3 protein-coding genes and 1 pseudogene are annotated in these 2,751 nt (G+C 39.0%); 3 read left to right on the forward strand and 1 reads right to left on the reverse strand.

Annotated elements, in window-relative coordinates; genetic code table 11:
- From CEX73_RS02125 to ftsZ, 3 genes are all read left to right on the forward strand, one after another.
- A partial coding sequence (locus tag CEX73_RS02125; protein ID WP_260081219.1) for a cell division protein FtsQ/DivIB occupies positions 1–184 on the forward strand: 184 nt, incomplete at its 5' end.
- Between the two features lie 38 nt (positions 185–222).
- Positions 223–1,479, forward strand: coding sequence for a cell division protein FtsA (gene ftsA, locus CEX73_RS02130; RefSeq protein WP_101626954.1), 1,257 nt, complete (start codon positions 223–225; stop codon positions 1,477–1,479).
- A gap of 27 nt (positions 1,480–1,506) precedes the next feature.
- Positions 1,507–2,673: a cell division protein FtsZ gene (ftsZ, locus tag CEX73_RS02135; protein ID WP_101626955.1), complete on the forward strand. Its 1,167-nt coding sequence runs from the start codon at positions 1,507–1,509 to the stop codon at positions 2,671–2,673.
- Here ftsZ and CEX73_RS02140 read toward each other — a convergent pair.
- Positions 2,669–2,751 (reverse strand): annotated as a pseudogene (locus CEX73_RS02140) (class I SAM-dependent methyltransferase); the annotation flags it as partial. The gene ftsZ and the pseudogene CEX73_RS02140 overlap by 5 nt on opposite strands.

Below are 2,751 nucleotides of genomic sequence, written 5' to 3' on the forward strand. Positions count from 1 at the left end.
AAATGATCTTAAACTAAAATTAGGTAATAAGGATATAAACCAGCGCTTGCAGCGATTTATCGATATATATCCCATTCTGCTTCAGCATACTTGTAAAGATAATAAACATATTAGTTATATTGATTTACGATATCAATCAGGTTTAGCTGTAGGCTGGGCACCAGCTTTTATCGATTCGAAATAAAACAATTAGTAATTGAATCACGCATAGGCAAAATAAACATGATTAAGGCTATGGACAAGAAACTGGTGGTAGGATTAGATATCGGTACGGCAAAAGTAGCTGCACTAGTAGGAGATATTTTTCCTGATGGTATAATAAATATTATTGGGGTAGGTAGTTGTCCATCTCGTGGTATGGACAAAGGTGGTGTGACTGATTTGGAATCAGTAGTTAAGTGTGTACAACGTGCTATTGATCAAGCTGAGTTAATGGCTGATTGCCATATTTCTTCTGTCTATCTGGCATTATCTGGTAAACATATTAGCTGCCAAAATGAAATAGGCATCGTTCCTCTTTCAGAAGAAGAAGTTACTCTAGAAGACGTAGAAAATGTTGTACATACTGCTAAATCAGTACGTGTGCGTGATGAACACCGTATTTTACATGTAATCCCCCAAGACTACGACATTGATTACCAAGAAGGCATTAAAAATCCAGTAGGTTTATCGGGAGTTCGAATACAAGCTAAAGTTCATCTCATTACGTGTCATAATGATATGGCAAAGAATATGGTTAAAGCTGTTGAACGATGTCAGTTAAGAGTTGACCGACTTATTTTTGCCGGATTAGCATCTAGTTATGCGGTGCTAACAGATGACGAACGTGAGTTAGGCGTCTGTGTAGTAGATATCGGTGGTGGTACTATGGATATAGCTATCTATACAGATGGAGCTTTACGTCATACAAAAGTCATACCATATGCAGGTAATATAGTTACTAGTGATATTGCTTACGCTTTAGGTACTCCCCCTATAGATGCCGAAGCAATTAAAGTTCGTTATGGCTGTGCACTAGGTACAATAGTAAGCAAAGATGAAAGTGTAGAAGTACCAAGTGTTGGAGGACATCCGTCACGTAACCTACAGCGCAAAACATTAGCTGATATTATTGAACCGCGTTATACGGAATTACTTCATTTAGTAAAAAAAGAAATTTTGCAATTACAAGAACAGCTTAGCCAGCAAGGAGTAAAGCATCATCTAGCTGCTGGTATTGTGTTAACTGGTGGGGCAGCTCAAATTAAGGGCTTAGCTGCTTGTGCACAACAGGTCTTCCACACTCAGGTACGCATCGGGCAGCCACTGAATATCACAGGCTTAACCGATTATTCTCAGGAACCTGACTATGCAACGGCTGTTGGGTTACTACATTACGGTAAAGATTATCATCTGAGTGGTGAGCTTAAAGCAACAAAAAACACTTTGGTTAGCACATGGCTTAAACGCATTAGCTGCTGGCTACGGAAAGAATTTTAGTTGTTACTAGACTAATGGAGATAAACTATGTTTGAACCAATAGAATTTACTAATAATGCGGTAATAAAAGTAATAGGCGTCGGCGGGGGTGGTGGCAATGCTGTTGAGCATATGGTACGTGAACGTATTGAAGGTGTAGATTTTTTTGCCATTAATACTGATGCCCAGGCATTACGTAAAACAACAGTTGCTCAGACGATACAAATAGGTAGTAGTATTACTAAGGGTTTGGGTGCTGGTGCTAATCCTGAAGTAGGACGAAACTCTGCGGAGGAAGATCGTGAAGTATTACGTGATGTTTTAGAAGGTGCTGATATGATATTTCTTGCGGCTGGTATGGGTGGTGGTACTGGCACAGGAGCTGCACCAGTAGTAGCAGAAATCGCTAAAGAAATCGGTATTCTTACTGTAGCTATAGTAACAAAACCTTTTAATTTTGAAGGTAAGAAACGTATGGCATTCGCTGAACAAGGTATCGCTGAACTATCTAAGCATGTAGATTCTCTCATCACTATTCCTAACGACAAGTTACTAAAAGTATTAGGACGGGGAATTTCATTATTAGATGCTTTTAGTGCTGCTAATAGCGTACTCAAAGGCGCAGTACAGGGTATAGCTGAGCTGATTACCCGACCAGGATTAATGAACGTAGATTTCGCTGACGTTCGTACTGTTATGTCTGAAATGGGCTATGCTATGATGGGTTCTGGTGTCGCTTCTGGGGAAGCTCGTGCGGAAGAAGCAGCAGAAATAGCTATTTCCAGTCCTCTATTAGAAGATATTGATCTATCCGGGGCTCGTGGTGTATTAGTGAATATTACTGCAGGCTTTGATTTACGTCTCGATGAATTTGAAACAGTTGGTAATACTATCCGTTCCTTCTCTTCTGATAATGCTACTGTAGTAATTGGTACTTCACTTGATCCTAATATGAATGAAGAACTACGCGTAACTGTTGTAGCAACTGGTATAGGTATGGGTATGGATAAGCGCCAAGAAATAACCTTAGTTACTAATAAACAAAGTAATCAAACATTGATAGATAATTGTTATCGTAACCATTCACACAATATATCTCCAATATATCAAGAAAATAAAATTACAGCAAAAGTAGTAAATGAGCAAAATTCACAGAATAGTAAAGAACTAGATTACTTAGATATTCCAGCTTTTTTACGTAAGCAAGCTGATTAAACACTTTTTGTCTCCTCCGTACCCCGCTGCATTGTATGGCGAACCGTTTCCAGAGACGATGAATACCGAACGACATTA

Origin of the sequence: Candidatus Palibaumannia cicadellinicola, from assembly GCF_002855795.1 — a bacterium.
Taxonomy (GTDB): Bacteria; Pseudomonadota; Gammaproteobacteria; order Enterobacterales; family Enterobacteriaceae; genus Baumannia; species Baumannia cicadellinicola_C.

Coding starts and splice junctions, on each gene's coding strand:
- ftsA (WP_101626954.1), top strand. CDS start 223: ATGATTAAGGCTATGGACAAGAAACTGGTGGTAGGATTAGATATCGGT.
- ftsZ (WP_101626955.1), top strand. CDS start 1,507: ATGTTTGAACCAATAGAATTTACTAATAATGCGGTAATAAAAGTAATA.